This is a genomic window from Pseudoalteromonas piscicida (assembly GCF_000238315.3).
GTDB lineage: Bacteria > Pseudomonadota > Gammaproteobacteria > Enterobacterales > Alteromonadaceae > Pseudoalteromonas > Pseudoalteromonas piscicida.
Window position 1 is genome coordinate 2,344,754 of the sequence record NZ_CP011924.1, and the last position, 25,658, is coordinate 2,370,411.

The window sequence follows — 25,658 nt, forward strand, 5'->3', positions numbered from 1 at the left end:
GTGTCTATTGTTCTAGGTGTCTATTTTATTAATATTTTTCGCTTATCTTTTCAATGGTTAAGATCAGCGCAAGGCCAGCGATGGCAAGTGCAATACATGCCAGCGTATTTGGGTCTTGACCATACAGCGTACTGTATTGCGCAGGCAAAATATTGGCCTGACTCAATGGCTTTTCTATACCACTGGAATTCACGTAAGTCGTAAGCACTTGTTTCCAAGGCCACAATAAATTAAGCGAGCCCAGCAAAAAGCCAGCGAGTAGCGAAAACGTTACTTGTTGATAGTGCGCCAATAGCCAGCTGAGTAGGCGCGAAAACGACATTAACCCTACAATACAACCTAGTAAGAATAAACTCACTAAGCCAAATTCAAGCTGGTTCACCGCACTAAGTACATGGCCATACATACCCAGTAACAGTAGGATAAAGCTCCCTGAGATCCCAGGTAAGATCATCGCGCAAATGGCGATAGCACCTGAGATAAAAAACATCCAATGAGATGCTTGCGCTTCAGCTGGTGAAAGGGAAGTAATAGCAAAGGCTACGATAGCGCCAACTGCGCAGGCAATAATATTTTGGCCACTCCAATGAGAGACCTGTTTTGCAACATAAACAAAAGAAGCGACGATAAGACCAAAGAAAAATGACCATACCAGTGTTTGGTGTGCTTCCAATAAATAAGTGATCACCTTCGCCAAAGACGCTGCACTGATGAGCAAACCAGAAAATACCGCCAGTAAAAAGCTACCATCAATGTACTGCCAAGTTGCTTTTAGGCCATCACGGCGCAATGTACTCAAAGCCTGTAAGTTCACACTTTTGATGGCATTTAAAAAACGTGCATAGATGCCAGTAATAAAAGCAATGGTGCCGCCAGAAACACCCGGGACAACATCCGCAGCCCCCATTCCGGCCCCTTTTAAAAACATAAAGAGATAGTCTCGTTTGCTATCTTTATACTGCACAAATTTCTCCTTTCATTTCCACTGCCGAGCAGTTTAACTTAAAACGCTAAAAAATAGCGACAGCTAAAGCTTTCGCTTAACTGGTCGATAACCAATTATGATATTTTACGCGCTTGTACCATGATCATCAGAACGCTTTTATTACTTATTGCCGCTTTACCCGCGACGACTTTTGCAGCTGAACATATTGATGCAGCACCGCTTGGTTCTCTTTATCAGCAAGACGCTAATCGTTTCTACGAGCCATCGCAATTGGTAAAACTGGAAAGCGAAAACGAAAGCTTTTATGTATTTCATCAAGAATATATGGCAGCCGCTCGCGAAGGCATCGTGATCTTATTACCAGACATGCAAACTCCGCCTCTCAATAACAGCGGCATAAGCTTTCTTGCAAAACGCTTAAGCGATGATGGCTACGACACCTATACCCTTACTCCGCCGGACCTTTCTTATGCACCGAGTCTGCTAGAGCAAGACATCGCGCTCCCTGATGCTGAAAAACCGGCTCAGCAAACACTTGCACCTATTTCAGAATCTAATCTCGACGAATATAAAATGGCCTTGATCAGCCGCTTTGAGGTGCTTTACAACACGCTGTCCATGACTCAAACAGAAAAGTTGGTGATTGTCGCATTTGGTAATAGCGCAGGCTTGTTTGGAGAGCACTTAGCAACCCTGCCCAATCTACGTATCGATGCCTTTGCCGTTGTTAGCCCACAACTGCCTAATGCAACGCGGCAAAAGCACTTGGCATCCAACCTTTCTCTGATAAGCCCTGCTCTACTGGATGTTTACTACAGTTTTGACAATCCGATTGTGGTCGACAATACGCCAGACAGAGCGCGCTGGGCGAGAAAAAACAGTAAATTTGATTATCGCCAACGAGAGCTTTTTGGAGAAAAAACCGATCCGCTCCAACATCAAAGACTCAGAAAAGAGTTACTCGGTTTTTTGCGCGTTTTATAGTGTTTCAAGTTAGCTCTTTTTTAAATATTCATAGGCAGACTGAATGTCTTGGCTTTTGCGCTTTGCCACTTCCATCATATGCTTAGGTAATCCCTGAGACACCAATTTGTCAGGGTGATGCTGCGACATCAGTTTGCGGTATGCTTTTTTGATTTCACGTTCATTCGCCCCTTCACTCAATCCCAGTACAGCCAACGCTTTAGCACGGTTTAAGCCGTTATCTTGTGATGTTGGTTGACGGCCGCCCTGTTGCTGGTGTTGATGTTGCGATCTCCCAGACGCCTGAGAGCGACGAAACTCAAATTCTGCTTGATAGCGCTTAAGCAAGAACAAAAAGTGGGTTTCTGCGAAGCCTAAATACTTACTCACCTGTTTAAGTAAGGCCTTCTCCGCATCAGACACATGCCCATCACAAAATGCCATTTGAATTTGAATCTCTAAAAACAGCTGCCTCAAGTCATAGCGTCTAGCAAAAGCTTCTTTAAAATCGGTAACCGCTTCTTTTATCGAAAAGTCGCTGCTTTTTCCCGCAGTAAACGCATGTTGCGCTTCTTTTCGCTCTTCACCCTGCAAGCCCATTTCGCTCATAAACGCAGACGCAGCTTGAATGTGGATTTCACTGACTCGACCATTAGACTTGGCGATATGTCCCATCACAGAAAAACAGCTGGAAAAGAACAAGGCTTGGCGCTCATGCAGATCTTCACCTTTCATGAAACCTTGAAAGCCACCGACTTTATCAAAATCCTGACGCAAACTTTTATCAAATAAATGGCCGAGATAAAAACCTAAAATAGCGCCTAACCAACGACCAAATAAAAAGCCGAAAATTGTGCCTAATAATTTACCCCACATCGCTATACCCTAACTTTTCGTTGATCATTTTTAGTCGCTCTGGCGTGCCAATGTCATCCCATGCGCCCAAATACAGTTCAGTAGAAACTTTATGCTGCTCAAGCCCACTACGCAGCAACGGCCCTAGTTTTATAAAGCCAGTCCCAAGCTCGGTAAAAAAACTTTGGTGATATTTGCCAATACCAGACAAGGTATACTTTTGCTGATTGAGCGGCTGATGGGCAAGGCAAAAATCGCCTTCAGGATTATGTTCGGGATTTTCTACCAACATAATGTGCGCCTCGCAATGGCCCTCTGCTGTGCTGCCGAGCTGTAACTGCATTAAGCTGCTGACATCGTAGTCCGTAAAAATATCGCCATTGAGTACAATAAAGCTATCATCCTGTTCACATAACATCGGCAATGCTTGAATGATGCCACCTGCGGTTTCTAATCCACCTTCAGGTTCATCACTGTACTCAATATTGACACCGAAATGACTACCATTGCCGAAATAGTCTTTTATCACCTGACCTTGCCATGCAAGATTTATCACGATATCGCAGATCCCAGCCGCTTTTAAGCGCTCGATATGATGCTCAAGTAGTGGCTTTCCTGCGACGTTAAGCATAGGTTTTGGTTGGTTCGCGGTCAGTGGCATCATGCGTTTACCACGACCAGCAGATAAAATTATCGCTTTCATTGTTACTTCTATTTTGTGCCTAATTTAGCCTGCGCTTGAGGCATTATGTCATTCTCCAGCCAGCTTGCAAGCCACTGAAATTCTTTATACTTATTCGCTACTTCAACGAGGTAGCGTAACGTTGGCAAAATATTTTCTAAGTACCCGCCTTTGCCGTCTCGCTGCAATAGGCGAGTAAAAATCCCGGCAGCTTTAAGGTGCCTTTGCATCCCTGTTAAGTCAAAGTAATGTTGATAGGTGCTAAAATCCATACCGTCTAATAAATTAGCCGCTTTTAAACAATCAAAGCTATATTGCTTAAGCTCAGTAAACTCATGAGCATCAAGGCGAGTATAACAATCCCGCAATAGAGAAACCGCATCATAAGTGACAGGTCCTTGTACCGCATCCTGATAATCAATGAGATACCACTGAGACTGATGACATATCAGGTTGCGACTATGAAAATCTCGATGCATCGTAACCTGCGGCTGGCGAATCATCGCATCAACGAGTTTCAACTTCACATTATGCCACTGCACTTGTTGATATTCGGTAGGCGTTAAACCAAGCCATTTTGTTACAAGCCACTCGTAAAAAATATGAAGTTCCATATCAACGAACTCAGCATCATAGGGCTTCATCCATTCACTCTTTGGTGTTTTGGCGATTTCTGGAATAAGCGCTATCAGCGCACGATAATCCTCTAGCCGAGAAGGCAATGCCAACCTATCGGCCAAATGCTCTGAGCCTAAATCTTGTAACAGTAACAGCCCTAGCTCTTCATTACTCGCAAGGATTTGTGGAACATTAAGCCCCTGCTCTGCAAACACCGTATTTAAACCAATAAAAGGGGCATTATCGAGTTTATCGACTGGTGTTTCCATTAAGATCCACGACATCGTTTGTCGTTTAACGCGATAATAACGCCGGAAGCTGGCATCCGAGGTGATAGCCTCACACGTAAAATCGTCGCTATGTATTGCCTGCTGTATAAACTCGACGCGCTGGTTTTGACTATTCATGGATTTACTATTACACCTTCTACTTGTAAATATTTAAATGCTACTGTATTTCCGACAGTTTTCATTTATCATGATGAGCTTATTATTAAATGCTCAGCTAATAGGTTATTAAATGCGCAAAATTTGGGGCTTGGCTGTATTATCCGCGATTCATTCTACAGCTTTTGCTAATACGAACATTGTCGCCGCACAATGTAAAGACTATATGCAGCCAGAAAACTGGAAGCCGTTAGCCTCGCTGCCCAAACATGCCATTGATATCGTTGCCGATGACTTAGAACTACAAGGTACTGATAGTGCTGAGTTTTCGGGTAATGTGGTGATTAACACTGAAACCATGAGCTTAGAAGCTAGACGTGCGCTAATCGATAAAAAAGAAGGCCTGCTCAGCGCTTCTGGACCACTACTCTATCGTGACCAATTTACCAAAGTTCACAGTAATGGGCTATTCGCGGATTTAAATGCTAACACCGTGAGCTTGCTTGGTGCTGAATATGAATTAACGGACCAGCAGGGCCGCGGTGGTGCTGAGAAGTTGCATGCCTCTGGCAGCAAAATTTCACTCGACAACTCCAGCTTTACCACGTGTCCTGCTGATGACCCATTTTGGAGTATCGAGGCAAGCAGCATTGTACTTTCTCGAGAAGACGGTTGGGGTGAGACCTATAATACGGTGTTCAAAATTATGGACACGCCAATTATCTATTTACCCTATTTTACGTTTCCAATCGATGATAGACGAAAATCAGGCCTGCTGACGCCGACAATTTCCAGCTCAAATAAGTTTGGTTTGGAGCTAATCACTCCTTATTATCTCAACCTAGCCCCCAACTACGACGCGACCTTAACGCCAAGATACATGGCCAATAAAGGATTTCAGCTTATTACCGAGTTCAGATATTTAACTGAACAACATCAAGGTAAAATTGGCGTAGAATATCTCAGTAAGGATGATTCTGAGCCGCAGCTAGACGATCGCTATTTAGTACATTGGCAACAAAAAAGTTATTTAAGTGATAAATGGCGCGCATTTGTTGATGTCACAAATGTCAGTGACGATAACTACCTCACTGACTTAACATCCGAATACGCCAACGAAACCGACACTCAATTGTACCGTACTGGCAGCTTGAGTTATCTAGGCGACGACTGGCTGGTTGACTTAAAGTTGCAAGATTTTGAAGTGTTGGGCGATCACAGAGAATCCTACACTGCACTACCGCAAATTAGCTTCCGTACACGTGACAGTTATGAACTTGTTGGCCTTGATTGGGACTTTGAAGGTGAGTTTGCCTATTTTCAAAATGATGCTTTGCCAATCTCAGAGGCGTCGCGATTACATCTAGAACCTCGCGTGTCTTTTTCTCGCAGCGACTACGCTTGGTCATTTACCTCCGAGGCACGCCTACTTCACACGCGCTATGAACAAAATATAGATGTGCCGGATACAGAGTATGAGGAGTCTGTCACGCGTACATTGCCAAGTTTACGGGTACATGGACAACTGAATTTTGAGCGCAGTACCGAGTTCTTTTTTGAACAAGGTACACAAACGCTTGAGCCACAAATTCAGTACCTTTACACACCACACAGAGAGCAAAGCCAAATTGGCTGGTACGATACGGCTAAGTTACAAGATGACTTTATTGGTCTGTTTAGAGCACGCCGTTACTCAGGTTATGACCGTATTGCAGAAGCCAATCAATTCACCGTGGGTGCAACCACGCGTGTATTCGATAGCAGTAATGTCGAACGCTTTAACTTCAGTGCAGGTCAGATCATTTATCTTGAGTCATCTGTAAAGCCTTCTGAACAGCTATTTACTGATGATACCAACTATAATGCACTATTTGCCGCTGAATCCATGTTACATTGGCATAAGCGCTGGTACCTCTCAGGTGGGGTGCAATATGATGTGGATAGCAAAGAGTTAGTGCAGTCTCACTTTACTTTGGACTATAAAGGAGACGACAAGCAGTTAGTGCAATTGAACCATCGTTATGTTAATGATGTCTCAGACTATGAAATTGACCAAGTCGGTCTCTTTACAAGTTTACCAATTGACGATAACTGGCAATTTGTAGCAAGCTATCACCGAGATATGACGGCAAATAGAAGTGTTGAATCCTTTGTTGGTGTTCAATACCAGTCTTGTTGTTGGGCTATTCAGGTGACTGCGAATCGTCAAATTGAAACAAACTTAAACCAAACACTTACAAATGATGAAGCAGTGTTTGATTCTGGCTTCAGCCTGAAATTTGTCCTTACAGGGCTTGGAAGCCAAAGCAGTGGTGATGCGAGTAAACTCCTTCAACAGGGTATTTTTGGTTACCGTAGACCGTATTTTTTGAATAAATAGAATTTAGAAAGCCGTATGAATTTAAAAAAGTTGTTATTAGTGGCCTCATTAAGTGCAGGCCTGTTTACTCAAGCACATGCTGAGCGTGTAAAGCTAGATACTGTTGTTGCCACGGTTAATGATGGTGTAATTTTACAAAGCGAAGTCGATCAAATAATAAATCGTGTTAAAGAACAGGCTGAGCAGCAAGGCACAGAGCTTCCTAGTGATAAAACACTACGCTTACAAGCCATCGATAAACTCATTGAGCAATCTTTAATGTTGCAATTGGGTGATCGCATGGGTATGCAAATTTCTGATGCTCAATTATACCAGACCATTGCAAATATTGCCCAAGATCAAGGCGGTACTATCGCTGACTTACGTCGTTCAGTTGAAGCGAGTGGCGAAAGCTTTCAGGCATATCGAGAAGAGATCCGAAAAGAAATAACCACAAGCCAAGTGCGCCGTGCCAGTGTTGATCGCCGTATTTATATTAGCCCTCAAGAGGTGACTAACCTGCAAAAGATCTTGAGTGAGCAAACGGGTAACTCGGAAGAGTATGATATTGGCCATATCTTGATTAAGATCCCAAATAAAGCAACTCCAGAAGAAATTGAAGATGCTCGTGAGCGCGCTGATAACGTGATTAAGTTTTTGAACGAAGGTAAAGAGTTCAAGCGCATCGCAATTGCCTCTTCAAGCGGCTCAAAAGCGCTAGATGGTGGTCAATTAGGCTGGATGGGCATTAACGAAATGCCAACCTTGTTCGCTGAGGCCATTAAAGGTGCAAAAAAAGACGACATCGTTGGTCCACTGCGCTCAGGCGCGGGTTTCCACATTCTAAAAGTACAAGATATTCGTGGTCGTGAAGTTGTTGAAACTGTTGAGGTGCGTTCACGTCATATCTTAATCAAACCGTCTATTATCCTAAGTGAAGAAAAAGCACGCTCAATGCTAACAGGTTTTGTAAAAGACTTGCGCGCAGGTACCGCTGACTTTGCTGCGCTAGCTAAAGAATATTCTGAAGATCCGGGCTCTGCACTTAAAGGCGGTGAGTACGATTGGACAGATCCAACTACATACGTATCAGCGTTTAGAGACACTCTGTTGTCGCTAGAAAAAGATCAGATCAGTGAACCATTTAGAAGTACATTTGGCTGGCACATTGTACAACTGCTAGATAAACGCGTGGCCGATAAAACAGAACAAGCCAAGTTAAATCGCGCACACCGTCTGCTGTTTAACCGTAAATTTAAAGAAGAAAGCTTTAAATGGATTAAAGAAATGCGTGACCAAGCGCATATTGAAATTATCGAAGCGGAATAACGGCTATGACACTCAGAATCGCAATTACACCAGGTGAGCCTGCAGGTATTGGCCCAGATCTTGTTATCAAACTGGCTCAGCATGCATGGCCTGCTCAGTTAGTTGCGGTGGCTGATAAAAGTATTCTAGAAAAACGCGCCAAAGAACTTGGTGAACAAATCAAGTTACTGCCTTTTGACAGTGATGCTGCGCCTGAAGCGGCACCTGCTGGTGCCATTTACTACCTTCAAGTAGACAAAGGTGCTGAAGTGGTAGCTGGTCAATTAGATGAAGCTAATGGCCATTATGTGCTCGAAACCTTGCGCATTGCCTCTGAAAAGAATATGGATGGGACATTCGCAGCGGTAGTCACGGGTCCTGTTCATAAAGGCATTATTAACCAAGCTGGGATCTCGTTTAGCGGCCATACTGAGTACTTTGCGCAGCAGTCTGATACCGCCGATGTCGTTATGCTACTCGCTACCGAAGGGCTGCGTGTAGCGCTAGTTACTACGCATATCCCACTGGCGTATGTATCAAAGGCGATTACGCCTGAGCGTCTCAGCAAAGTCATTCATATTTTACATCACGACCTACAAACCAAGTTCGGTATTGAACAACCCAGAGTATTAGTTTGTGGATTAAATCCGCATGCTGGAGAAAGTGGTCACCTTGGTCGTGAAGAAATAGAAACCATTGAACCAACACTGGAAATGCTGAATAAACAAGGCATGAACTTGGTTGGACCGCTGCCAGCTGACACCCTTTTCCAAGCTAAATATTTAGATAATGCTGATGCTGTGCTCGCAATGTATCACGATCAGGGCTTACCTGTGTTAAAATATAAAGGTTTTGGAAACTCAGTAAACATCACCCTAGGATTACCCTTTGTTCGCACATCGGTTGATCACGGTACAGCGCTTGATTTAGCCGGCTCTGGTGATGTTGAAGTGGGTAGTTTTGAATTAGCGATCCGCGAAGCAATTAAGCTCGCAACCAAAAAAGCACAGAATGCATGACAGATAAAGTACATCTCGGACACAGAGCGCGTAAACGCTTTGGTCAAAACTTCTTAAATGACAACAATATTATCGACAAGATAGTAACCGCTATCGATCCTAAACCAGAAGATAATCTGGTTGAAATTGGTCCTGGTTTAGGTGCTATCACTGAGCCTGTTTGTGATTTAAGTGGTCACCTAACCGTTGTAGAACTCGATAAAGATCTTGCCGAGCGCTTGATCCATCATCCATTCTTGGGACCTAAATTAACGGTTCACCAAGGTGACGCGATGAAGTTTGACTTCTCTTCTTTAATCAAAGAAGGGGAAAAGCTGAAGATCTTTGGTAACTTACCTTACAACGTATCAACCCCTTTGCTATTTCACTTATTTGAATTTGCCGACCAGGTCGAGCATATGCACTTTATGCTGCAAAAAGAAGTGGTTAACCGTATGGTTGCAGGCCCTGGCAGTAAAGCCTTTGGTCGCTTAAGCGTAATGACGCAGTACTATTGTCACGCTATTCCCGTGATTGAAGTACCACCACATTGCTTTAAACCGGCACCAAAAGTTGACTCGGCAGTGGTTCGATTGATCCCAAAAGATCCGTCACAACGTACAGCCAAAAGCACTAAACTTTTGAATACTGTTTGCTTAGAAGCGTTCAACCAACGTCGTAAGACACTAATAAATAGCTTATCGAACCTGTTAACCGAAGAGCAGTTGCGAAACTTGGGTATCGACCCTACGCTTCGCGCTGAAAACCTGTCGCTTAACCAGTTTATTGAAATTGCAAATTGGATATATGACAACTCAAACTAATATTGGCTCACCGATCAAAGTATCGGTAGAGACCTTTTACGTTGAAGCGCAATCACAGCCTGAAAAGGACAAATATGTGTTTGCCTACACCATTACCATCAAAAACCATAGCTTATGTAACGCTAAGCTACATAGTCGTTATTGGCTCATTACCGATGCTAATGGCAAAGAGACCGAAGTAGAAGGTGATGGTGTTGTCGGTGAGCAGCCCACTATTCGTCCTGGCGAGAGCTATCAGTACACCAGCGGCGCGGTGCTCGATACCCCAGTTGGTACGATGGAAGGGTATTATTTAATGCGTAATGAGTTTGGCACCGAGTTTAAAGCGCCAATCAATGTATTTAGACTCTCCTGTCCAAATATTTTGCATTGATACCGTTTTTATTTTGCGGAAGCGGGTTTACCCCGCGTTCCTCATACGTGCTAGACATCAGAATAAAAACATTGAGTTATAAAAAACCACAGGTAATAAATGGCAAAATACGCAATTGGAGACCTGCAAGGCTGCTTCACTCCACTCATCGGGCTACTCGATCAAGTCAACTTTAACCCAAGCCAAGACCATTTATACTTTGTCGGTGACATCATCGCCAGAGGCCCAGATTCGCTTGCTTGCTTAGAGTTCCTCTATCAACACGCAGGCTCTATTAGCATTACACTCGGCAATCACGATCTCCACTTTTTAGCCTGTCTTGCTTTGGGAGTCGCTCCAAACCCAAAAGATCAATTAGACGCGGTTTTTGCCAGCCCTAAACGTCAGAAATATGCAGATTTATTACGTGCACAGCCACTGGCTATTTGGCTTGAAACACAGCAGACTTTTATTTCTCATGCTGGTATTCATCCAAGCTGGAATATTACGCAAGCGCTAGAATATGCGCGCTTTGCCGAAGCCATTTATCAATCGACAAAAGCCCCTGAGTTTTACGCCAATATGTACGGCGCTCACCCAGGACTTGAGCTCGATAAGCTCAGTGAACAAGATAAGTTTAAAGCCATTGTTAACGTCTTCACTCGAATGCGCTTTCTAAAACAAAATGGCGAACTGGATCTTAAGAACAAGTCTGGCCTAAAAGATGCGGCAGGTCTCACTCCGTGGTTTGAGCTCAGCCAAACACCAACCGACACAACCCTACTTTTCGGCCACTGGGCTGCTTTGGAAGGCGAAACCAACAAGAAAAATATTATTGCCTTAGACACTGGCTGCGTGTGGGGAGGTCCTATGACGATGATAAATATCGACAGTGGCGAAAAGTACCAGCACAATTAGGCTATTTAACTTTCCTAAGTCGAATCTAGGGTAATCACCCACTTTAACTTTTATTAAACTAGGCTACACTCGAAGAAAACGTGAAGCTTATACTTTTTATCCGTTGAGCTGCTATTTTTTGTAATCCGACCTTTTTTACTGAAATTTTTTGTCACATCTGCTATAAAATACTTAACTTATCCGCAATAAATCCGATAAGTATCCGTATTGCTTTGTAAATTTTGTAGGACAGCTATGAATTTGACTGTTAGCCAACGTATTTGGGGTGGTTTTATTACCATCACCTTGTTGCTTCTTCTTATCGGGGGCAATTCTTTATTTAGAATTGCGAACATTGACAACTCAACTCAACAGGTTAATAACCTCTCTTTACCAGCACTCTCTAAAAGCTCTGCTCTACAAGTAGAGTTCACTTTAATGAGCAAAATGGCTCAGGGAAGTTTTTATGCACGTTCGGAGACTGAACTAGCGACGCTAAAACAGCAATTTGCAGAGCGCCAGAAGATCTTTGACAAAACCTATTCAGAGCTGCAGCAGGTCGTTGCCGCTAATAATAAATTGTCCTCAAGCAGTCGTGATGTTGGCAAAAGTTATGATGCGTTCGTAAAAGCCATGAACAGCTTGGTAAACGAGAAAACAACTGAGCTTTCGTTACGGGACAAATTAAAAGAGCAGTTATCAACTATTGATGTTGCCGCAGAAGATGCGACTATGGTGACGGTTGATATCATTGATTTGGATGGCTTAGAAGATGCTGACAAACGCGCTTTTCAAGCTGCAAATAACTTAGAAAATAACTTTTCTTCTGTTGTGACTAGCGCCAACGATATTGTTACTGTTGAAGACATCAATACATTGGAAATTGTAAGTAGAGATCAAAGCTATCTCGTTGAAGAGCTAGGTCGTAATATTGATTTAATGTGTGGCCCCGTTAGCGCGCTTGATAGCAGTTTGTTTGCTGATCTCGAAGGCTATTACACTAATTTAAAAGGTGCAGTTACCGGCAGCAACAGCATCGCGGAAAATCAAAAACGCTTGATCAACGCATTAGCTGAAACGCGTAAGGAATTATCCGACGCCGAGAAAACCACAAAAGCCGCTCTGTCTCAGCTAGATGACTTACTCTCCGAAGCAAGCCAAGTCGCCTTTAACTTACAACAAGGTGTACGTGCCGATGTAGGCACAGCAAACCTATGGACTTGGATTGGAATGATAGTAGCAACGCTAATGGCAGTCGGCGTAGCTTACATTACCGTTAGCCGAATCACAAAACCACTATCGGAAGTAAACCGAGTTTTAAACATTGTCGCCAGTGGTGATATGACACAGCGCTTAGATGACACGGCAAAAGATGAATTTGGTGAATTATCTAGAAGCTGTAACACCCTAATCTCTAGCTTACGTGAACTTATCACTGGCATTATTTCTCGTTCGACACAGCTTGCTGCAGCGTCCGAAGAAACATCGACTATTACTACAGAATCCAGCCAAGCAATTAAGAATCAGCAGGCACAAGTAGAGCAAGCAGCTACCGCTACAACTGAGATGAGTAGCACCTCTCACGGTGTTAGTAACAGCGCGCATCAAGCATTACAAGAAATTAAAAATGCTGATAAAGAAGCGGAGCGTGTTAAAGGTATTTCACATGAGAACAAACACACTATTGAGCAACTCGCAAGGGAAGTGGATGAAGCCTCTCGCGTGATTAACAAACTGCACCAAGACAGCGCGTCGATAGGCAGTATTTTGGATGTTATCCGTGGCATTGCCGAGCAAACTAACCTCCTTGCGCTAAACGCTGCAATCGAAGCCGCGCGTGCAGGAGAACAGGGTCGTGGCTTCGCGGTAGTGGCAGACGAAGTGCGCTCGCTTGCAAGTAAGACTCAAGAGTCAACTCAAGAAATTCAAGCAATGATTGAATCCTTACAAGCCGGTGCCGAAGAAGCGGTAGGCGCAATGTCGAAAGGCAAACAGCAGGCGGAGTCGTGCGTAACTCAGAGCGACCTTGCTAACGAAGCGCTAAACTCTATCACTGCAGCTGTTTCTCAGGCTCATGATGTGAGTGAAGAGATTGCAAACGCGGCGAATGAGCAACAGCAGGTAGCGCAGGAAATCAGTGAACGTTTGGAATCGATTGTAACAATCGCAGAGCAAACAGCTGAAGGCGCGAGCCAAACCTCAATCTCTAGTTCTGAGGTTGCTAAACTCGCCGAAGAGTTACGCTTATCAGTAGAGCAGTTTAAGGTTTAACGATCTAACCTGAGCTTTGAGCTGGAAACAGTCTCAAAGCTTTAGGGGGTTTATCAAAACCACCAAGCATAAAAAACCCATGCATGGCATGGGTTTTTTGTTTCTTTTCTTTGATTATGCAAACAATGCGTTTGCCTTCTCAACGATATTTTCTACCGTAAAGCCGAATAGCTTGAATAGCTCATCAGCAGGCGCTGACTCACCAAACGTTGTCATACCAACGATAGCACCATTTAGGCCTACATATTTATACCAGAAGTCCTCAATACCCGCTTCGATAGCGACGCGACGCGTTACTGAGCTTGGTAGTACGCTTTCTTTGTATGCTGGAGATTGCGCATCAAAAATGTCCGTTGAAGGCATAGACACAACACGTACCTTTTTACCTTCTGCACGAAGCTTATCCGCAGACTCCACCGCAAGTTGCACTTCAGAACCGGTTGCAATAAGGATGATTTCAGGCTCACCATCACAAGATAGTACATAACCACCTTGCTTAATCGCTGCAACTTGCTCAGCGGTACGTGGCTGCTGCGCAAGACCTTGACGGGTAAATACCAGTGCAGATGGGCCATCAGCGCGTTCAACCGCTTGCTGCCAAGCAACTGCTGACTCAACTTGGTCACATGGACGCCAGCTCGCTAGGTTTGGCGTAGTCCGTAAGTTCGCCATTTGTTCTACTGGCTGATGTGTTGGACCATCTTCACCAAGACCGATTGAATCATGGGTATACACAAAGATGCTTCTTTGCTTCATCAATGCAGCCATACGTACGGCATTACGCGCATATTCCATAAACATCAGGAACGTCGCACCGTAAGGGATAAAGCCTCTGTGCAGTGCAATACCGTTCATGATGGCAGACATACCAAATTCACGCACACCGTAGAAAATATAGTTACCCGCAGCATCTTCTGCCGTTAAGCCTTTAGATTGATCCCAAAGTGTTAAGTTAGAACCCGCAAGGTCAGCAGAGCCACCCATAAACTCAGGTAGAATTGGACCATAAGCATTCAATGCATTTTGTGATGCTTTACGAGTTGCAGGGTTTGCAGGATTCGCTTGAAGCTCTGCGATATACGCTTCTGTTTTCTCTGACCAGTCTGCTGGAAGCTCGCCTTTCATGCGACGCTCAAATTCAGCAGCAAGCTCAGGGTAATGCATTTGGTATTCAGTGAACTTAATCAACCAGTCACTCTGTTGATTTTGACCACGCGCTGTTGCGTCCCATTTTGCGTACACATCTTCTGGTACTTCAAATGCGCCGTGTTCCCAACCAAGGAATTCACGTGCTGCTTTGATTTCATCATCACCTAGCGGTGCACCGTGACAATCATGGCTACCTGATTTGTTTGGTGAACCATAACCGATAACCGTTTTACAACAAATAAGAGTTGGCTTACCAGACTCTGCTTGCGCCGCTTCGATAGCGGCTTTAATCGCATCGCTATCGTGGCCATCAACACCGGCGATAACATGCCAACCATAAGACTCAAAACGTTTAGGTGTATCGTCGCTAAACCAACCTTCAACTTCACCGTCGATTGAAATACCGTTGTCATCCCAAAACGCAATCAGTTTGCCAAGACCAAGAGTACCCGCTAGTGAACAAGCTTCGTGTGAGATACCTTCCATCAAACAACCATCACCTAAGAATGCATAGGCATAGTGATTAACGATGTCGTAATCTTCACGGTTAAACTGTGCAGCCAATGCTTTTTCAGCAATCGCCATACCTACCGCATTAGTAATACCCTGACCTAATGGGCCAGTGGTAGTTTCAATACCTGGTGCGTAACCATATTCTGGGTGGCCTGGTGTTTTTGAGTGTAGCTGACGGAAGTTTTTGATGTCATCAATTGATAAGTCATAACCCGACAAATGCAACAATGAATAAATTAACATCGAGCCATGACCGTTTGATAATACGAAGCGATCTCTGTCGAACCACTCAGGATTACTTGGGTTGTGCTTTAAAAAATCGCGCCAAAGTACTTCTGCGATGTCCGCCATGCCCATAGGGGCTCCTGGGTGGCCAGACTTGGCCTTTTGTACAGCGTCCATGGAAAGAACGCGAATTGCATTAGCAAGTTCTTTGCGAGATGGCATGAATTCTCCTACCTTTAAATGTGTTTCGCGGGGGTTTGAGCCCATTCTTACTTATTTATATGGCTAACTGCAACGGCAAAGGCCATAAAAAAACGGGTACAGACGGACTTTTTCCGACCATTAAAAAAGTTTGCACAATTTTGGACGTCTAGGCGTAAAATAACTAGTCAATGCCTAGGTTTTTTGGTTAGAATACGCCCCTTAATTTTTCGCGCTGTCCCTGATGTTTGTGAAGCGCAATATTTGTGAGCATAAATACAATGGCTAAACATTTATTTACTTCTGAATCTGTTTCTGAGGGCCATCCAGATAAAATCGCCGATCAGATCTCTGATGCGGTTCTAGATGCCATCCTTGAGCAAGATCCAAAAGCACGTGTTGCGTGTGAAACTTACGTTAAAACCGGTATGGTTATGGTTGGTGGTGAAATCACAACTAGCGCTTGGGTTGATATCGAGGAATTAACTCGTAAGACCGTGCGTGAAATTGGTTACACACACTCTGACATGGGCTTTGACGCTGATTCATGTGCAATCCTTAACACCATTGGTAAGCAATCACCTGATATCAACCAAGGTGTTGATCGTTCTCGTCCAGAAGAACAAGGTGCTGGTGACCAAGGTCTAATGTTTGGTTACGCGTGTAACGAAACTGACGTACTTATGCCTGCGCCTATCACTTACTCACACCGTCTAGTTCAGCGACAAGCGCAAGTTCGTAAAGACGGTACGCTACCTTGGTTACGTCCAGACGCTAAGTCTCAGGTAACATTCGCGTACGAAAACGGTAAAGCAGTAGGTATCGACGCAGTCGTATTATCTACCCAGCACTGTGATTCTGTATCACAAGCTGACCTTGTAGAAGCGGTGATGGAAACTATCATTAAGCCTACATTACCTGCAGAACTTATCACTGAAGCAACTAAGTTCTTCATCAACCCAACTGGCCGTTTCGTTATCGGTGGTCCTATGGGTGACTGTGGTCTAACTGGTCGTAAAATCATCGTAGATACATACGGCGGTATGGCTCGTCACGGTGGTGGTGCGTTCTCTGGTAAAGATCCATCAAAAGTTGACCGTTCTGCGGCTTACGCAGCACGTTACGTTGCAAAGAACATTGTTGCAGCTGGCCTTGCTGACAAGTGTGAGATCCAAGTGTCTTACGCAATCGGTGTTGCTGAGCCAACTTCTATCAGCGTAGAAACTTTCGGTACAGCTAAGCTTGATGAGTCGCGTTTAATCGAACTTATCCGCGCGCACTTCGACTTACGTCCTTACGGTCTAATCACTATGCTAGACCTTGAGCGTCCAATTTATCAGCCTACTGCTGCTTACGGCCACTTTGGTCGTGAAGAGTTCCCTTGGGAAGCAACTGATAAAGCTGACGCACTACGTGCAGCTGCAGGCCTATAATCCCCTGCTGCAAAAAGTAAAAAAGGCGCCAAATGCGCCTTTTTTAATGCCCGTAAATAATCCCCTACCCAATAAATACTTCGTCGACATCATCTTTTAAGTTTTGATACTCATCTTCATGTAGATTTAGCTCAATCATCACCTTATCTTTAAATAGATACCAATCCGCTGCGCTTCTAAAATGTTTTGCTTCGAAACAGAGGTTTTCAGCCAGTTTAAGTGCCGCAAAGGTTTGCACATGTTGTGCATTTTTTTGCTCTTCAAGATAGCTAACGTCATGGTGGCGTAAAATCATCTGGCATATTTCTTTGGGTAAGTGCCAAGACGTCGCAAGGAAGTAGCCTATCACAGTGTGAGGCACTGGGTACTTTTGCTGCTCATAGTAAATCAGTGTTTGCTCAGGCCGCTCTATAGACTGCTTTATTACCTCTGCGTAGTCAGGATATTTTACGGCCATTGCAGGGATCCCGGCATCGTGAAACAGTCCCAGCAGCTGCAAATTCTCCATCGGTAATGATGCCTTTAAATGATGTCCAACCACCATCGCTGCTTTTGAAATATCCGCAGCGTTATCCCAAAACTGCTGCAGTGAAATACAGCACTTTGACTGCTCAAACGCATTTTTAAGCAAATACCCTGTCACTAGCTGCGTAATACAGGTAACGCCCAAAAACATCACTGCTTGTTTTATATCTGTGATTGTACGGGCAAGACCATAAGCAGGTGAATTAATTACCTTTAACACCGCAGCTGACGCACCAACATCTGCCGCAATAATATCCGCCACGGTAAATAACTCAGGCTCAGGTTGTGATAATTCATTTTGTAAGGCTTGTAATATTTCAGGCTTAGCAGGTAAGTTAAATCCGCCGCGCAAATCATTCAGCACTTTATCGTCTATATCGATCATTGGGCTACCTCAGAATTGATACACCCAAGTTTAGTTCATCGCCTGATATTTGCAGTATTGATTGTTATGAAGTGGTACAAAAAAGCGGGATAAAACCCCGCTTAATTTGGTTAAAACCAATATGGCTCGCTATGCATGGAAGATTGTCGACTTTGCTCCATAGCACTTATCAAAAAGTCTGATTTTTGCTTGAGCCATGCCTGCACTTCTTGCAGTTCATCTGCGTTTTGGCTTTGGCAAAGCTGATATAGATACGCCAGTGTTTCTAGCTCATAAATACCATAAACGATATCAATCCAAGGCGTTCTAAACGCTTTGCGTGCTTCTTTATCGTAAAGCTTGCCCAGACAGTTACCGCTTAGTAGTGTGTTTTCTAGCTTTATTCTGACATGTAGATAATCTCTTTCAGAAAGCGATTTATCCTGTGGAAGCAAGTTTTTCAACTCTTGCCAGTCTTTATCAAATAATTGGCTTGCGATTTCTGTGACCGGTAGCTCTGCTGCACTCAACGCTTTTTGATCCCAGTTTTTACGCCACGCTCTATCAACAAGCCAACGAGTAAGTGAAAGGATCAAACGGTTATAACGAGTGCAATGAAATAAATCTTCAATGTCTGTCGGTGTCGGCTGAACATCTTGTAAATCGGTAATGACCTGCGCCAATTCAGGAAACTGATTAAGTTTCTTATAATAAGCATGACGCTTTGAGGTATAGGTTTTTAAATGAATTGCATTTTCGACCCAAGCAAGTTCTGACAACAACCATTTTAACTCATTGCGAATACTCTCAGTCGAGCTTTTATCAACGATGTCATCGAACAACCAAAATGCGTGGCGGATAAGCGAAACTCCATCAATAACTCGTTTTAATGTCTTGAGACTTGGTTTATTAAAATAGCACTGCTCATGTTTTTGGACGAACTGAATACCATAACTGACTGTCGCAATTAGCGCTTGTTCTTGCGTTACCTGAGACTTGAGCGGTACAAACCCTATAAACTTATTTGGTTTTAGAGGTTTATCATCGGCAATTCGATATCCTCTGGCGGCCTTTGAGTATAGTCCCAAGCGCATACCAGCTTGTTTAATTAGGTGATCGGCTAATAAGAAAAGATCTTCTTTGTTTCCCTCAATCAACTCTATTTCAAGCTCATTGATTGGCTCCATCTTCCCTTGTGCTGATATTTCCCCTTTATCCAACACGACTTCGATTTTGGTTCCTGAATCCGTTTCGATTAACCAAGTACGACGAATAAAATTCGTACTGAAGATCGGGAATATGTTTTCTGCAATAGACTCAAGTTGCATACCGTGAGGCCAAATATTCGCGTCAAACGCTAACAAGTCAGGACGTCCTGACTGAATAGGTAAATTGTACTCAGGTCGTTGATGTAACCCTCCTACAACTTCTCCCGCAAGCTTAATCGTTTGCTCGCATTCATCATTGCAACAACGCGTTCTTAGACCGATATCTAGCGCACGCAATTCACGATTTGGCGTGTCAAAGTAGGCGTTAGTTAAGTTTTTAGCAGGCTTGTTAGTGACCGTTTTTGCAAACTGTGTGATGAGTGCAGGGATCAGCGGAACTTCATTATCTGAAACCAAAAATTTCAGTTCTATTTCAGTGTCCATTAGGGCAGTGTTTTACCTATTTGTCTAAGGGAGGATCAAAATATACAAAGGAGGCTAAGTTTGCAATCTTTTTATCCGATGAGAAGTGCACCAAATATGCGCTAAATCAATAGATAGTCAGGCTAATTTCGCTGAACATCAACGGATCAATAACACTGAATCATTGCGTTAAATGCTGCAATTTTCATTATGTAATCAATTATTTCGCGCCATTCAAAATAAACAAAGCCTTGCTATTAGGCCGCGAAATCCCTACTATTTTGTAAACTTTACGACCCAAAGAATAAAAGGCCCACGCATGTTCAACTTTAAGCAATTTATCATTGCGAGCCTGCTCTTCACCAGCTTTGTAAGCTTTGCCGAAGAGCCAGACGAAAATAGCACAGTAAACGCCGCAACACCAAACGGCTATATTAGTGACAATCTTTTTATTTTCATGCACACAGGTCCAAGTAAAAATTATCGAATTTTAGGTTCTGTTGATGCTGGTACGCCAATCACTATTTTGAGTGGCGCTAATGACGAGTTTGTCCAAATTAAAGACGACAAAGCAAGAGAAGGTTGGGTAGAAAGTAAATTTGTCACCACGGAGCCAGGTTTAAAGCAACAATTAGAGGCGGTTAACCAAACTTTAGTGGAGACCCAAGAGGCGCTGAACGATGCCCAGCAACAGCTTCCAATGCTGCAGCAAAACAATACCAATTTACTAGCGGAGAATGCTTCACTTCAAGACACTATTTCAGGGCTTGAAAAGCAGCTACAAGATGAGCGTTTAGCACAGCAGCAAAAAGTCCAAAAAGAACAACACCAGTTGCTCACTTACGGTGGCATCATCGGGATCAGTGGCATTATTATCGGTGTGATCCTGACGCTATTTTTATCTCGTAGAAAGCGTTACGACGGCTGGTAACTAGTTATATACCTATTGAGGTTAGATAACTTCGTCACTGATGGGGCATCTAAACTTTCTTGTCAAAATTAATGGGGTGAATTTTTCAATTCGTCCCATTCTAAATGCAGTTCTGAAAATAACCTTTCTCAACTACGAATATCAGCGTATTAAAAAGCCCAACCAAGTAACATGGATATATCGTGCAAATTATGCTCATATTGAACTACGCCTGTGTAGTCATATTCTTTTGATTCTTTAATATTCACAAGAGAGTATTCCAAACCAACATAGAGATTATCTGTTAGTCGATACTCAACACCTATCGAGGTATAAGTATCATTACCGCTATCACCTGAACTAGTGCTGCCTGTAGGAACCAACTGTGCAGGGGTCACATCTTTGTATTGCCAATGTGCCATTCCAACTCTTATATTTGCATTAATATTGGTAGACAACTCAATCTCTCCTTTAATCCCCAATCTCAGAGATTCAGTATCAATAGGAAACCTGGCTTTATATGAGTAGTCATACGGGTTTTGATAGCTTTCTGGGAATGTATTAGAAACGTGAACGGAATATTCAGCTAGTGACTCTCCATGAAAATGCTGCGCGATTTCAAGTGCTAAATGATCTGTAAGCCCAACACCTAGCCTCAGCCCCCATGAATCTGAATTAGCGGATGACGCACGCTTATATCCTAAATCAGATTCTTGCTCGGCGTAAAATTCATTATTGGCTTTACCAAAAAGTACTTCTGAAAATATGGCAATATCAGCCTTCGCGTACATAGGCAACGATAGTACTGCCAGTCCAAATAATTGTTTTTTCATTATCACATCGGTGTTTAAAGATTAAAAAGGAAGCAATATTTAGCTTGAAATATTGAAGTAAAAAGCGGGCGGAAGTATACACTGAATATAAAAAATTTAAACAAGGTGTATGATTGAAAGCTTGGCGATACTTTTTAATTTAAAAAGTTAAAGAATAAATAAAGGCCGGAAAAATTCGGCCTTTATTTATTCCATCTAAAACGTATTAGGCTGAATTCTTCGCATTAATATTACCCCAAATGCCAGACTCAGTAACTCCTTGCACTTTGACCTTATCGACTTCGAATACAGGTTCTTTCCCTTTTGCTCTTTGCTGATGATAGTCGGCCGTAACCGCCAAGATAGTGGGTGTAAGACGCACTATGGCAATAACATTCACCACCGTCATTAAACCTAATGCTATGTCGGCAAGATCCCATACCTGTTTTAGCGTTGCCGAAGCGCCCCACAACATCATAGATAAGTAGCATGCGGTATAAATTGAACGGCCAACTTTATTATCCAGATGGAATAAGTGTAAGTTACTTTCAGCATAGGCGTAATTAGCCACTACAGAGGTGAAAGCAAACAAAGTAATCGCCGCCGCGACAAAGTAAACGCCCCCAGTTGCTAAATGCGCGGTCATCGCAGATTGTGTTAGCCGTATGCCTTCCATCTCTCTGCCAATATCTATATCTGCCAATAGAATTATGACAGCAGTACAACTACACAAAACGATGGTATCAAAGAATACGCCCAACATTTGGATATAACCTTGGGTCACGGGGTGATTGGGAATTGGCGACGCACTTGCCGATGCGTGCGGCACACTACCCGCTCCCGCCTCGTTAGAATAGAGCCCGTGCTGAATACCATTTTTGATAGCTGCGCCAAGTGCGCCAGCGCCCGCTTCTTGCAAGCCAAAAGCCGAAAGCAAAATATCTTTGACCATGGCAGGGACTTGCGAGTAATTCATCACGGTAATAATAATGGCCGCAAGGACAAAGACTAATCCCATTACTGGCACTACCTTTTCAGCAAATCGCGCAATCGCTTTGAAGCCACCAAGAATAATAGAGCCGGCAAGGACAGTGATCACAATACCTGAATATAAGGTTGGAATATCAAACGCATTATTGAGCGCATCGGTTATGGTATTGGTTTGCATCGCGCTAAAGGTAAATCCATATCCCAAAAACAAGCAAAAGGCGAAGCATACTGCAAACGCCCGACTTCCCAATCCCATGTGAATATAATAAGCAGGACCACCTCTAAACTCACCTTGGCTATCTCGCACTTTATAGACTTGCCCAAGTACACTTTCGGCAAAGCCTGTTGCCATCCCCAAAATGGCTATCATCCACATCCAAAATATCGCACCACTGCCACCAAGAGAGATAGCAACCGCAACACCTGCAAGGTTACCCGTTCCAACTCGAGCTGATAGCCCCGTGCATAACGCTTGAAAAGAGCTAATCGTATTGTCATCACCCTGACTACTACCCCGTAACAGGCTAAACATGTGACGAAACTTTACAACTTGTATTCCTCGCAAAAGAATAGTGAACCAAAACCCTGCAAATAGCAGGATATAAATAAGTATCTGGCCCTCTCCCCATAGGAGCCCATTAATACTCTTAACTGCGCTTTCAAACATAGGCGATTCCTGTTTTATTATTATTTGCCGTTTATCTAGGGCCTGTTGAACTTCTTGAAGGATAAACAGGCCCTAGTATTATTTAACGGTTATTTAAATGGACTCCAGCAATCATACAACGCACCGAGCCACCTGCTGCTTCAATTGTTGGTATATCAATAGCAACTAGCTTAGCTGACTTTTCAATGACAGCAATTTGCTCAGGCAACAACGCCTGATAAGCCGTTGTGGAAAGCGCGAGTATGCGTCCCATACTGCCTTGCAGCTCAATCGCGTTGCCGCAAAAATGTTGGATCTGCTGATAAGATAGCGCAATCAGGGTGTGGCCGCTTTGCGTAAAACGATTAATAAGCTGTGCCCGCTGATATTCTGGCACCATATCTAGGCATATCATGGCGAAATCGGTGGCGACACACATTAAGACATTGGTGTGATAAACAGGCACTTTATTTTTATCATAGGCATTAAATATCTCTGCCTCTAGTCCCAACTGCTCGCAAACTTGATTAACTAACACGGCGTTGGTGCGCTTGGATTCTACCGCATAGACCACTTTTGCTTGATGATCGATAACCATAGAGCCGGTGCCTTCAAGGAATATTTCTTCAGCGGTTAGATGACTATAATCATTGATGTTTGTTACCTGATAGTGAGCACTCAGAAAATCGATAATATCGCGACGGATCTCCAATCGTCGATTCGAGGCGTACATGGGATAAATAATTAATTGACCATCGCTATGCGTCGAAAACCAGTTATTTGGAAAGACCGAATCTGGCGTATCTGTGGAAGTATCTTCAAATAAGTGCACTTTCACGCCAGCCAATTCTAACGCTTGCACGGCGTTACTGACCTCAACATAGGCTCTGTTGTTAGGATTTTTTTCACTGCAAGCTTGCTGAAACGCGTTATCTTGCATGGTTTGCGGATTCGAAGTGAAATGGTGTGGACGGATCATCACCACCGCTCGAGGTGCTTGGAATATCGTTGTCATACTGCACTCATCATTTGGGCGTTGTCATACTCAATATCAGTGTAACCACACCATAAGACAATTTAAATGCCAAAATCTTATACAATTCGTGCAATTTTCTATCACTTTGCTAAGTTAAATTATACAAATAGACAAAGACCACAAAGATGTACTATGACTCCTTACCTATATGATGCGCTTGATAAAGCCTTGATTGCTGAATTGCGCAAAGATGGCCGAGCAGCCATTTCAACCTTAGCCACGACGCTAGATGTGTCTCGCGGCACCGTACAAAACCGTTTAGATAGACTCGTTTCCAGTGGTGCAATTCAAGGCTTTACTGTGCGGGTTCATGAACATATCGAGTCCGAGCTAGTGCGCGCTATTATGATGATAGAAGTAATTGGTAAATCCACCACGCAAGTGATTAATGCACTGCGAGGGCTCCCCGAACTCAATAAAATTCATACCACGAACGGGGCATGGGATTTAATCGCTGAAGTACAAGCCGCTAACCTCAGTGAATTCGATGGTGTACTGAGACAAGTTAGAGAGATTGATGGCATTTTAAATAGTGAAACCAGTATTTTGCTATCAAGTACGTAAGGCCCGATAGCGCTTAGATTAGGGGGAAGTGAATCGATTGTCCAAAATAAACTAAAGCTCAACAGGCCCTAATTTACTGCTAAATAATACTGTCCCCTTCTTCTGGGCTTCGAGCGCGCTCTGCTTGTTCTCTGATCTCATCCGCATCGCTACTCACATCGTCAATATCCGCATCTACTGCACTTGTCGTGGTTTTATTCCTTTGTTTCACAGGTGTTCTGCTACTCGAATTACTAGTCACTTCTTTAGTTGCTCCTTGCGTTTCACTATTTGCAGCTATGATTATCCGCTCTCTAGCATCGTCAGGCATACTTATACCGTGTTCTGTAAAGCAATTAACAGTTTCTCGCATGAGTTGAGACGCCACTTTTATCGGGCTATGTTGTTCGCTATTGACCCAAAAATAAATCGTAAGGTTGATAGTCGCAGAGCCTAATGCCTCAAGTAGAACCTGAGGTGGCGGGTCGTTTAAAACCGCGCTTTGTTCTTTAAGTAAGTCAATTGCAATTTGCTGCGTCAGACGAATATCGTTGTCATAACCAATACCAATCTTAAAGTGTCCACGTGTTTTTGGATTGGCAGTAAAGTTTTTAATTACATTCTTGTAGACGGTAGCATTGGGTATTTGAATGTGATTGCCATCATAATCAACTAAGGTCGTTGCGCGGGCTGTGACCTTTTTAACGATCCCCAAACGGTTATCCACTTCAATAACGTCATCAATTCTAAACGGGCGCTGGACACTAAGTAACATACTCGAAATAAAGTTCTCGGCGATATCACGAAACGCAAACCCAAGAATAAGACCAACAAGTCCGGTACCACTCATGACTGCGACGGCAAACTCACTCAACCCAGCCAAGCGCAAAAAGATATAAATACCAAAGAATATGACTAACACGCTGATAAAACGGCGAGTGACGAGATGCAATAACCGACTTTTACTGACATAACCTATGGGTTTAATCAAAAGATAAGAGATTGGCCGTGCTAAATAATAACAAAGCACAATAACCACAACCCCCAACGCTAGAGCGGGTAATAATTGCCATGCGGTTTGTAAAAAGTGCACAACCTGTGCGCTTAAACTTAGCGTATCTGATGTGCTCACGGCTTCAGTCGCTTCGCGAGAAGCTGCCGCCTGAATCATATTAGTCATTTGATTTTTAATAAGATTATTAATTTCCATATTGCACTCTT

General features: G+C 43.4%; 22 protein-coding genes. 11 read left to right on the forward strand and 11 right to left on the reverse strand.

The features are described from left to right. Window positions 1–28: 28 nt before the first annotated feature. Complete coding sequence (locus PPIS_RS10850; protein WP_010374734.1) at window positions 29–964, reverse strand: polyprenyl-phosphate transporter; 936 nt, start codon at window positions 962–964, stop codon at window positions 29–31. A 120-nt stretch (window positions 965–1,084) separates the two neighbouring features. Here PPIS_RS10850 and PPIS_RS10855 point away from each other — a divergent pair, with 120 nt between their 5' ends. Beyond that, entirely contained in the window at window positions 1,085–1,930 is an 846-nt protein-coding gene (locus tag PPIS_RS10855) for a DUF3530 family protein (RefSeq protein ID WP_010374732.1), read from the forward strand. 9 nt (window positions 1,931–1,939) lie between these two features. On the opposite strand, the gene djlA is transcribed toward PPIS_RS10855, so the two are convergent. The 3 genes from djlA to PPIS_RS10870 are packed head-to-tail and all read right to left on the reverse strand — an operon-like array spanning window position 1,940 to window position 4,471. Then, complete coding sequence (gene djlA, locus PPIS_RS10860) at window positions 1,940–2,785, reverse strand: co-chaperone DjlA (RefSeq protein ID WP_010374731.1); 846 nt, start codon at window positions 2,783–2,785, stop codon at window positions 1,940–1,942. Further along, on the reverse strand, window positions 2,775–3,467 hold the full coding sequence (murU, locus tag PPIS_RS10865) for an N-acetylmuramate alpha-1-phosphate uridylyltransferase MurU (RefSeq protein WP_010374730.1): 693 nt from the start codon (window positions 3,465–3,467) through the stop codon (window positions 2,775–2,777). The genes djlA and murU overlap by 11 nt, the downstream gene beginning before the upstream one ends. An 8-nt stretch (window positions 3,468–3,475) precedes the next feature. Further along, entirely contained in the window at window positions 3,476–4,471 is a 996-nt protein-coding gene (locus PPIS_RS10870; protein WP_010374729.1) for an aminoglycoside phosphotransferase family protein, read from the reverse strand. A gap of 112 nt (window positions 4,472–4,583) precedes the next feature. Between PPIS_RS10870 and lptD the strand changes: the two genes are divergently transcribed. From lptD to PPIS_RS10905, 7 genes are all read left to right on the forward strand, one after another. Beyond that, on the forward strand, window positions 4,584–6,830 hold the full coding sequence (gene lptD / locus PPIS_RS10875; protein ID WP_010374728.1) for an LPS assembly protein LptD: 2,247 nt from the start codon (window positions 4,584–4,586) through the stop codon (window positions 6,828–6,830). 15 nt (window positions 6,831–6,845) lie between these two features. Continuing rightward, the gene (surA, locus tag PPIS_RS10880; protein ID WP_010374726.1) at window positions 6,846–8,138 is read left to right on the forward strand and encodes a peptidylprolyl isomerase SurA; all 1,293 of its coding nucleotides are present in this window, start codon (window positions 6,846–6,848) and stop codon (window positions 8,136–8,138) included. 5 nt (window positions 8,139–8,143) lie between these two features. Beyond that, window positions 8,144–9,136, forward strand: coding sequence for a 4-hydroxythreonine-4-phosphate dehydrogenase PdxA (pdxA, locus tag PPIS_RS10885; protein WP_010374725.1), 993 nt, complete (start codon window positions 8,144–8,146; stop codon window positions 9,134–9,136). Then, window positions 9,133–9,939, forward strand: a complete 807-nt coding sequence (gene rsmA / locus PPIS_RS10890) for a 16S rRNA (adenine(1518)-N(6)/adenine(1519)-N(6))-dimethyltransferase RsmA (protein ID WP_010374723.1) — start codon at window positions 9,133–9,135, stop codon at window positions 9,937–9,939. Before pdxA ends, rsmA begins: the two co-directional genes overlap by 4 nt. Beyond that, window positions 9,923–10,312 carry a Co2+/Mg2+ efflux protein ApaG gene (apaG, locus tag PPIS_RS10895; RefSeq protein ID WP_010374721.1) on the forward strand — a complete coding sequence of 130 codons (390 nt, stop codon included), beginning with the start codon at window positions 9,923–9,925 and terminating at the stop codon, window positions 10,310–10,312. Before rsmA ends, apaG begins: the two co-directional genes overlap by 17 nt. A gap of 99 nt (window positions 10,313–10,411) precedes the next feature. Continuing rightward, entirely contained in the window at window positions 10,412–11,209 is a 798-nt protein-coding gene (locus PPIS_RS10900) for a symmetrical bis(5'-nucleosyl)-tetraphosphatase (RefSeq protein ID WP_010374719.1), read from the forward strand. A 234-nt stretch (window positions 11,210–11,443) separates the two neighbouring features. Next, complete coding sequence (locus PPIS_RS10905; protein ID WP_010374717.1) at window positions 11,444–13,459, forward strand: methyl-accepting chemotaxis protein; 2,016 nt, start codon at window positions 11,444–11,446, stop codon at window positions 13,457–13,459. Between the two features lie 114 nt (window positions 13,460–13,573). On the opposite strand, the gene tkt is transcribed toward PPIS_RS10905, so the two are convergent. Next, window positions 13,574–15,568 carry a transketolase gene (gene tkt / locus PPIS_RS10910; RefSeq protein WP_010374715.1) on the reverse strand — a complete coding sequence of 665 codons (1,995 nt, stop codon included), beginning with the start codon at window positions 15,566–15,568 and terminating at the stop codon, window positions 13,574–13,576. Between the two features lie 260 nt (window positions 15,569–15,828). Here tkt and metK point away from each other — a divergent pair, with 260 nt between their 5' ends. Beyond that, the gene (metK, locus tag PPIS_RS10915) at window positions 15,829–16,980 is read left to right on the forward strand and encodes a methionine adenosyltransferase (protein WP_010374713.1); all 1,152 of its coding nucleotides are present in this window, start codon (window positions 15,829–15,831) and stop codon (window positions 16,978–16,980) included. A gap of 64 nt (window positions 16,981–17,044) precedes the next feature. On the opposite strand, the gene PPIS_RS10920 is transcribed toward metK, so the two are convergent. Together PPIS_RS10920 and PPIS_RS10925 are read right to left on the reverse strand one after the other, a co-directional pair. Further along, window positions 17,045–17,890 carry an HDOD domain-containing protein gene (locus tag PPIS_RS10920; RefSeq protein WP_010374711.1) on the reverse strand — a complete coding sequence of 282 codons (846 nt, stop codon included), beginning with the start codon at window positions 17,888–17,890 and terminating at the stop codon, window positions 17,045–17,047. Window positions 17,891–18,000: 110 nt separating this feature from the next. After that, window positions 18,001–19,521, reverse strand: a complete 1,521-nt coding sequence (locus PPIS_RS10925) for a CYTH and CHAD domain-containing protein (protein ID WP_010374710.1) — start codon at window positions 19,519–19,521, stop codon at window positions 18,001–18,003. Between the two features lie 172 nt (window positions 19,522–19,693). Between PPIS_RS10925 and PPIS_RS10930 the strand changes: the two genes are divergently transcribed. Next, on the forward strand, window positions 19,694–20,431 hold the full coding sequence (locus PPIS_RS10930; protein WP_017216479.1) for a TIGR04211 family SH3 domain-containing protein: 738 nt from the start codon (window positions 19,694–19,696) through the stop codon (window positions 20,429–20,431). 149 nt (window positions 20,432–20,580) lie between these two features. Here the strand turns inward: PPIS_RS10930 and PPIS_RS10935 are convergent, their stop codons facing one another. The 3 genes from PPIS_RS10935 to ctlX form a co-directional block, all read right to left on the reverse strand. Beyond that, on the reverse strand, window positions 20,581–21,243 hold the full coding sequence (locus tag PPIS_RS10935) for an outer membrane beta-barrel protein (protein ID WP_010374706.1): 663 nt from the start codon (window positions 21,241–21,243) through the stop codon (window positions 20,581–20,583). A gap of 205 nt (window positions 21,244–21,448) precedes the next feature. Then, the gene (locus tag PPIS_RS10940; protein ID WP_010374705.1) at window positions 21,449–22,879 is read right to left on the reverse strand and encodes an alanine/glycine:cation symporter family protein; all 1,431 of its coding nucleotides are present in this window, start codon (window positions 22,877–22,879) and stop codon (window positions 21,449–21,451) included. Between the two features lie 82 nt (window positions 22,880–22,961). Continuing rightward, window positions 22,962–23,873, reverse strand: a complete 912-nt coding sequence (ctlX, locus tag PPIS_RS10945) for a citrulline utilization hydrolase CtlX (protein WP_010374704.1) — start codon at window positions 23,871–23,873, stop codon at window positions 22,962–22,964. A gap of 153 nt (window positions 23,874–24,026) precedes the next feature. On the opposite strand from ctlX, the gene PPIS_RS10950 reads away from it, so the two are divergent. Next, window positions 24,027–24,458, forward strand: coding sequence for an Lrp/AsnC family transcriptional regulator (locus PPIS_RS10950; RefSeq protein ID WP_010374703.1), 432 nt, complete (start codon window positions 24,027–24,029; stop codon window positions 24,456–24,458). A gap of 79 nt (window positions 24,459–24,537) precedes the next feature. Here PPIS_RS10950 and PPIS_RS10955 read toward each other — a convergent pair whose 3' ends face one another. Beyond that, the gene (locus tag PPIS_RS10955) at window positions 24,538–25,647 is read right to left on the reverse strand and encodes a mechanosensitive ion channel family protein (protein WP_010374702.1); all 1,110 of its coding nucleotides are present in this window, start codon (window positions 25,645–25,647) and stop codon (window positions 24,538–24,540) included. Window positions 25,648–25,658 lie beyond the last annotated feature (11 nt).